7 protein-coding genes are annotated in these 7,323 nt (G+C 70.3%); 5 read left to right on the top strand and 2 right to left on the bottom strand.

Annotation, left to right across the window (positions count from 1 at the left end):
* Positions 1 to 784, bottom strand: a 784-nt coding sequence (locus tag ACQKIP_RS34375; RefSeq protein WP_427745041.1) for an MFS transporter, incomplete at its 3' end; no start/stop codon positions are given.
* Between the two features lie 159 nt (positions 785 to 943).
* Here ACQKIP_RS34375 and ACQKIP_RS34370 point away from each other — a divergent pair.
* From ACQKIP_RS34370 to ACQKIP_RS34350, 5 genes are all read left to right on the top strand, one after another.
* Positions 944 to 1,522 (top strand): TetR/AcrR family transcriptional regulator, encoded by a 579-nt coding sequence (locus tag ACQKIP_RS34370; protein WP_365863155.1) that lies wholly within the window; start codon positions 944 to 946, stop codon positions 1,520 to 1,522.
* A gap of 110 nt (positions 1,523 to 1,632) precedes the next feature.
* Positions 1,633 to 2,559 carry an NADP-dependent oxidoreductase gene (locus tag ACQKIP_RS34365; protein ID WP_365863153.1) on the top strand — a complete coding sequence of 309 codons (927 nt, stop codon included), beginning with the start codon at positions 1,633 to 1,635 and terminating at the stop codon, positions 2,557 to 2,559.
* A 228-nt stretch (positions 2,560 to 2,787) separates the two neighbouring features.
* Positions 2,788 to 3,615, top strand: coding sequence for a TIM barrel protein (locus ACQKIP_RS34360; RefSeq protein WP_365863152.1), 828 nt, complete (start codon positions 2,788 to 2,790; stop codon positions 3,613 to 3,615).
* Between the two features lie 91 nt (positions 3,616 to 3,706).
* Positions 3,707 to 4,597, top strand: a complete 891-nt coding sequence (locus ACQKIP_RS34355; RefSeq protein WP_365863151.1) for a 2-hydroxy-3-oxopropionate reductase — start codon at positions 3,707 to 3,709, stop codon at positions 4,595 to 4,597.
* 213 nt (positions 4,598 to 4,810) lie between these two features.
* The gene (locus tag ACQKIP_RS34350; RefSeq protein ID WP_365863150.1) at positions 4,811 to 6,268 is read left to right on the top strand and encodes a catalase; all 1,458 of its coding nucleotides are present in this window, start codon (positions 4,811 to 4,813) and stop codon (positions 6,266 to 6,268) included.
* A 458-nt stretch (positions 6,269 to 6,726) separates the two neighbouring features.
* Here the strand turns inward: ACQKIP_RS34350 and ACQKIP_RS34345 are convergent, their stop codons facing one another.
* Complete coding sequence (locus ACQKIP_RS34345) at positions 6,727 to 7,305, bottom strand: YdeI/OmpD-associated family protein (RefSeq protein WP_365863148.1); 579 nt, start codon at positions 7,303 to 7,305, stop codon at positions 6,727 to 6,729.
* Between the last annotated feature and the right edge of the window lie 18 nt (positions 7,306 to 7,323).

Genomic DNA, 7,323 nt, shown 5'->3' with positions numbered 1-7,323 from the left:
GCATGGGGTGTCGGGCGCGGGACTCCCAGAGCAGGAAGAGCGCCAACAGGACGGCTCCCAGGGCGAATTCGACGAGGGTCTGCGCCGAGCTCCAGCCCTGCGCGTTGCCCTCGATCAGCGCCAGGACCAGGGCTAGCAGCCCCAGGCTGACCAGCAGGGTGCCGACCGTGTCGAGCCGTCCCGCAGGGCCGTGGCTCTCGCGCAGCCGCCGGTGGGCGAGCGGGATGAGCAGCAGGCCGATGGGGACGTTCACCCAGAAGATCCACTTCCAGGACATGCCCTCCACCACGATGCCGCCCACCAGCGGACCGAGGGCCAGGGCAAGGCCGTTGGCCGCGCCCCACAGGCCGAAGGCGAGTCCGCGCCGCTCCCTGGGCACGGCCGTGGTCAGCAGCGTGAGCGTGAGCGGGGCCATCATCGCCGCGCCCGCGCCCTGGACCGTACGCGCCGCGATCAGCGCGCCCGTCGACGTGCTGAGCGCCGCGGCGACCGAGGCCGCGGTGAACACCGCGATGGAGACGACGAAAATTCTCCGCCGTCCGTAGCGGTCGCCGAGGGCCGAGCCGAGGAGCAGCAGCACGGCGAAGGTGAGCGTGTAGGAGTTGACCGTCCACTCCAGGTCCTCGATGCCACCGCCGAGATCCTCGCGGATCGCGGGCAGCGCGGTGACCACGATGAGGATGTCGAGCGATGCCATGAAGCCGGCGAGGGACGTGATGATCATGGCCCACGTCGTACGGCCGCGGTCCACCGCGGCCGTGGCGGGCGAACGCTGGGTCACCATTCCTCCAGATGCGGATCGTCCGTATCGGAACAGTTGCGTCCAGAGGCATGGCTCGCCCGCAGGCAATCACCACCCCCGTGGATATCTAGCGACACTAGCAATCCTGTCAATGGCAACGCAACGGCGAATTCCGCACCCTCCGGTGGCTAATCTGTGGGCATGTCGATCCGTGCACGGCGCGAACGCGAGTACCAGCGCCGCAATCAGCTCATCCTGGACACCGCGCGCCGTCTCGCCGAGGCGGAGGGCTGGCACGCCGTCACCACCCGGCGGCTCGCCGAGGAGATCGAGTACAGCCAGCCGGTGCTCTACAGCCACTTCCACGGCAAGGAGGCCATCGTCGGGGCGGTCGCCCTGGAGGGCTTCGGGGAGCTGACGGGCACGCTGCGCGCGGCACGCGCCTCGGCGGACGGCGCAACGGCCGCCCTGCGGGCCGTGGTTGAGACCTATCTGGACTTCGCCGGGGCCAACCCCGCGCTCTACGGCGCGATGTTCGAGCTCTCCTCGTCGCTCACCTTCGCGTCCGCCGAGACCCCCCTGCCGCTCGTCGAGACCTTCGGCGAGCTCATCGCGGCGGTCACCGCCGTGACGCCCGGGGACGACGCCGAACTCGCCGCCGAGGTCATCTGGGGAGCGCTGCACGGCATGGTGGTCCTGGAGCGCAGCGGCCGGCTGCGCTCCGGACTCATGCGCGAGCGGGTCGACCTGCTGCTCGCCCGGTTCGCGCCGCGGGACTGAGCCCCGGTTTCAGTTCCCGTCAAGAAATCCGCCCAGATCCTCCGCACAGGCTGCTTCCGCGGACACCGGCGTCCGCACGGCAGTGCACGGCTAGCAGGCGGAGGGCATTGATGAAGGCGGTCCATTTCCGGCGCTTCGGCGGCTCCGAGGTACTTGAGTACGGCGAACTCCCCGACCCCCTGCTCGGCCCCGACCATGTGCTCGTCCGCATGCGCGCCGCCTCCCTGAACCCCATCGACTGGAAGGCGCGCGAGGGGCTGCTCGCACCCGTGATGGACACGGTGTTCCCCGTCGTCACCGGCTTCGACGTGGCCGGAGTGGTGGAGCGGACCGGCCCGGCCGTCACCGAGTACGCCCCCGGCGACGAGGTGATGGGCTTCGTGTGGCCGGACCGCCTGGGCCACGGCACCTTCGCCGAACTCGTCGCCGCCCCGGTGCGCACCCTGGCGCCCAAGCCGGCCGGGCTGACCTGGGCCGAGGCCGCCGCGCTGCCGCTGGCCGGGCTCGCCGCGTACCAGAGCCTGGTGCACCGGCTGCGCGTCACCGGCGGGGACACGGTGCTCGTGCACGCCGCCGCGGGCGGAGTCGGCGTCTTCGCCGTGCAGATCGCCGTGGCCCTGGGCGCCCGGGTCATCGGCACCGCCGGTGAGGACAACCACGCCTTCCTGCGCGCGCTGGGGGCCGAGCCGGTCACCTATCGGCGGGCGCCGGCCGAAGGCGTCCGGGCGCTGGCACCCGGCGGCGTGAGTGCGGTCCTCGACGCGGCGGGCGCGCGCGCCCTGCGGATGTCGCCGGGCCTGCTCGCCCCCGGCGGGCGCCTCGTGTCGGTGACCGACCCGCGGGCCGTGGAGCTCGGCGGGACGTACCTCTTCGCCCGCCCCTCCACCGCCGACCTGACGGAACTCGGGCGGCTGGCCGCCGACGGCCGGATGCGGGTCGAGATCGCGCGGACCTTCCCCCTGGAGAAGGCCGCCGAGGCGCACGACCTCATCCGCGCGGGGCACACCCGCGGAAAGCTGGTCGTGACCACATCGTGATCACGCATCTCGCGGACTGAGAGCAGCCCGCTTCCCCGCCGCGCAAGAACCCGACGGCACACGACGGCCGCCTCCCCGGAGGCGGCCGTCGGCCTTTCGCTGCCCCGCACACAGGGGCGGGCGTGGCGTTTTTCCGTCGGACCCCTCTTGACAAGAGCAGAGCCTCAACGGCAATCTTCCATCAGACAGAAATTAACTTCCGCAATACGGAAGGAGCGCGGAAGCCCCATGGGATACTCCGACCAGCGCTTCAATGTGAACCTGTCGATCCTCTTCACGGAACTCCCGCTCCTGGAGCGCCCCGCGGCCGCCGCCGCGGCGGGCTTCACGGCGGTCGAGCTGTGGTGGCCCTGGGTCGACGCCCCCACCCCCGAGCAGTCCGAGCTCGACGCCCTGCGGGCCGCGATCACGGACGCCGGCGTAGAGCTGGTGGGCCTGAACTTCTACGCGGGCCAGCTGCCGGGACCGGACCGCGGCGCCCTGTCGGTGCCGGGCGAGGAGAGCGAGAAGTTCCGCGCGAACCTCCCGGTGGCGGCGGACTTCGCCAAGTCCCTCGGCTGCAAGGCGCTCAACGCGCTCTACGGCAACCGGGTGGAGGGCGTGGACCCCGCGGTCCAGGACGAACTCGCCCTGGAAAACCTGGTGCTCGCGGCCCGCGAGGCCGACCGCGTGGGTGCGGTGCTGCTGATCGAGGCCCTGAACAAGCCCGAGTCGCCGCGCTGCCCGATCGTCAGCGCGGACGCGGCGATCGCCGTGGTCGACAAGGTGAACTCCGCCACCGGCCTGGGCAACGCGAAGTTCCTCATGGACCTGTACCACCTGTCCATGAACGGCGAGGACCTGCCGGCCGTCATCGACCGGTACGTCGCGCAGACCGCGCACGTGCAGATCGCCGACAATCCTGGCCGTGGGGCCCCGGGCACGGGGTCGCTGCCTCTGGAAGAGCTGCTCGACCAGCTCCGCAAGGCCGGTTACGAGGGGTACGTCGGGCTGGAGTACAAGGCGGGCGACCGGCCCAGCGCCGAGGCCTTCGGCTGGCTGCCCTCCGCGGGCTAGACCGCACTTCGCGGCGGAATTCTTACCGCCCGCCCACCCGGCGCGCAGCACCCGATTCGTTGAAGTAGAAGAGTTTTAGAGAGGCTCCCTCATGAGCAACCTTCCCAAGATCGCGTGGATCGGACTCGGCATCATGGGCTCCCCCATGTCCGAGAACCTGATCAAGGCTGGTTACTCCGTCACCGGCTTCACCCTCGAGCAGGACAAGCTGGACCGCCTCGCCGCGGCCGGCGGCACCGTCGCCAAGTCGATCGCCGAGGCCGTCAAGGACGCCGACGTGATCGTCACGATGGTGCCCGCCTCCCCGCAGGTGGAAGCCATCGCGTACGGCGAGGACGGCATCCTGGAGAACGCGAAGTCCGGTGCGCTGATCGTCGACATGTCCTCGATCACCCCGCAGACCTCCGTGGACCTGGCCAAGGCCGCCAAGGACAAGGGCATCCGCGTCCTCGACGCCCCCGTGTCGGGCGGCGAGGCCGGCGCCATCGAAGCCGTGCTCTCCATCATGGTCGGCGGCGAGCAGGCCGACTTCGACGAGGCCAAGCCCCTCCTCGACGCCCTCGGCAAGACCATCGTGCTGTGCGGTCCGCACGGCTCGGGCCAGACCGTGAAGGCCGCCAACCAGCTCATCGTCGCCGTGAACATCCAGGCGTGCGCCGAGGCCGTGGTCTTCCTGGAGAAGTCCGGGGTGGACCTGTCCGCCGCCCTCGACGTCCTGAACGGCGGGCTCGCCGGCTCCACCGTCCTGACCCGCAAGAAGGACAACTTCCTCAAGCGCGACTTCAAGCCCGGCTTCCGGATCGACCTGCACCACAAGGACATGGGCATCGTCACCGACGCCGCCCGCAATGTCGGTGCCTCGCTCCCCGTCGGCGCCGTCGTGGCCCAGCTCGTCGCCTCGCTGCGCACGCAGGGTGACGGCGGCCTGGACCACTCCGCGCTCCTGCGCGGTGTCGAGCGCCTCTCGGGCGCCGAGCTCTAAGCAGCCCCCAGAGGCTTTTGGAGCTCCCTGAAACTTCCGGGTCGCGGCGGCGCTGACACCTGTCCTGTCGCGCCCAGGCGCCGTCGCGGCCCGGAACCCATGCCTCGTCGAAAAATTCAACAAACTGTTGACGTAGCAGTTCAGGCGTACTTACGCTCACGTCACCTCACTCAGCAGTTTCAGTAGTCCGTACGGAAGGTCAACCTCGCCACCATGTCGAAGCGTGTGCTCACGACCGAGTCCGGCGCCCCCGTCGCCGACAATCAGAACTCCGCCACCGCCGGCGTCGGTGGCCCGCTTCTCCTCCAGGACCAGCACCTCCTCGAGAAGCTCGCCCGCTTCAACCGCGAGCGCATCCCGGAGCGTGTCGTGCACGCCCGCGGTTCGGGCGCGTACGGCTACTTCGAGGTGACCGACGACGTCACCGCGTACACCTCGGCCGACTTCCTGAACACCGTCGGCAAGCGCACCGAGACGTTCCTGCGCTTCTCCACGGTGGCCGACAGCCTCGGCGGCGCGGACGCGGTCCGTGACCCGCGCGGCTTCGCGCTGAAGTTCTACACCGAAGAGGGCAACTACGACCTCGTCGGCAACAACACCCCGGTGTTCTTCATCAAGGACCCGATCAAGTTCCCCGACTTCATCCACTCCCAGAAGCGCGACCCCTTCACGGGCAAGCAGGAGCCGGACAACGTCTGGGACTTCTGGGCGCACGCCCCCGAGGCGACGCACCAGGTGACGTGGCTGATGGGCGACCGCGGCATCCCCGCGTCGTACCGCCACATGAACGGCTACGGCTCGCACACCTACCAGTGGACGAACGCGGCGGGCGAAGCCTTCTTCGTGAAGTACCACTTCAAGACGAACCAGGGCGTACGCAGCCTGTCGTCGGACCAGGCCGCGGAGATCGCGGGCAAGGACGCGAACTCGCACCAGACGGACCTGCTCCAGGCCATCGAGCGCGGCGTGAACCCGTCCTGGACGCTGCACGTGCAGATCATGCCCGCGGCGGACGCGGCGGACTACCGCTTCAACCCCTTCGACCTGACGAAGGTGTGGCCGCACAGCGACTACCCGCTGCAGCGCGTGGGCCGCCTGGTCCTGGACCGCAACCCCGACAACGTCTTCGCCGAGGTCGAGCAGGCCGCGTTCTCCCCGAACAACTTCGTGCCGGGCATCGGTCCTTCGCCCGACAAGATGCTCCAGGGCCGCCTGTTCGCCTACGCGGACGCGCACCGCTACCGCCTGGGCGTCAACCACACCCTGCTCGCCGTGAACGCGCCGAAGGCGACCACCGCGGACAACTACGGCCGTGACGGCCTGATGGCGTCCAACGCGTACGGCCGCGACCGCAAGAACTACGAGCCCAACTCGTACGACGGCCCGGCCGAGACCGGTCAGCCGCTCTCCGCGCCGCTGGCCGTCACCGGCCACACCGGCACGCACGAGGCGCCGCTGCACACCAAGGACGACCACTTCTTCCAGGCGGGCGAGCTGTACCGCCTGATGTCGGCCGAGGAGCAGGCACGCCTGGTGGCGAACATCGCGGGCGGCCTCTCGCAGGTCAGCCGTGACGACGTCATCGAGAAGAACCTCGCCCACTTCCACGCCGCCGACCCCGAGTACGGCAAGCGCGTGGAGGAGGCGGTCCGCGCCCTGCGCGAGGACTAGAACTCCCGAGCTGCACCGGTGATTTGACGGGAGGTCAACTCACCGGTGCTGTGCCCGCAGCATCACGGAACCCGGATGAGGGGTGGTCCCGTGGTGTACGGGCCGGACGAGGACCGCGGCGGCTCTGCGAGCCAGTGCGGTGGTGAAGGTCAGGCGGCTCCCTTCTCGACCTGAGGGAGGGGAACACCGCCGGACCATTCGCGGCCGCCGCGGTCCCAGCCGCTTTCTGGCCCCTGGGCCTTGAACTGGGCCTTGGGCCCCCATGACTCCGTCCGGCAGCGCGTATGCATGTTCCGCCAGTCGCGCGCGGTCGGACGGCAACAACTCCTCAGCCAGAGCGCCGAGTACGGACGGTCCCGTACTCGGCGCTCTCCTTTTGTTGTCCGCGGGGAGCGCCCCGTCAGGGGCGCGGGGAACTGCGCGAGCAGCCACGACGCGCCCGCAGGGAAGAACCGGCGCTAGCGCACCTTCTCGCCCGCCTCCAGCTTCGCGACCATGCGCTCCAGGCGGGCCGCGCGCGTGGCGGGGCTCTTGGCCGTCATCAGCCCGTGCAACACCGCGTACTGGTCCGACTTGCTCAGGGCCTCGAAGGTCTTGCGGGCCTCCGGAGCGGCCGCCAGAGCCGCCGCCAGGTCTTCCGGGACCGTGGCGGTGCGCTGGGACGCGTACGCCGCCTCCCAGCGCCCGTCCGCCCGCGCCGCCGCCACCTCCGCGAGGCCCGGCTCGCGCATGCGGCCCTCGGCGGTCAGCTCCGCGACCCGGTCGACGTTCACCTGCGACCACAGGCTGCGCGGGCGCCGACGGGTGATCTTCTGGAGGTAGAAGACGTCGTCGTACGCCTTGCGGTGGCCGGTGATCCAGCCGTAGCAGAGCGCCGCGTCATTGACCTCGGCCGACGTCACCGAGGCCACTCCCGAGCCCTTCTTGGCGAGCTTCACCCACACCCCCGGCGAGCCGGCGTGGTGCTCGTCGAGCCAGGCCGCGAGGCGGGCGGCGTCCGCGAAGGTCATGACCGTCAGGCTGTCCGGAGCATCCATCCGCACACACTAAAGGGG

Source organism: Streptomyces sp. NPDC059900 (genome assembly GCF_050270335.1).
GTDB lineage: Bacteria > Actinomycetota > Actinomycetes > Streptomycetales > Streptomycetaceae > Streptomyces.
Note: the sequence above shows the minus strand (reverse complement) of the source record. Positions and strands in the feature narration are given on the sequence as shown.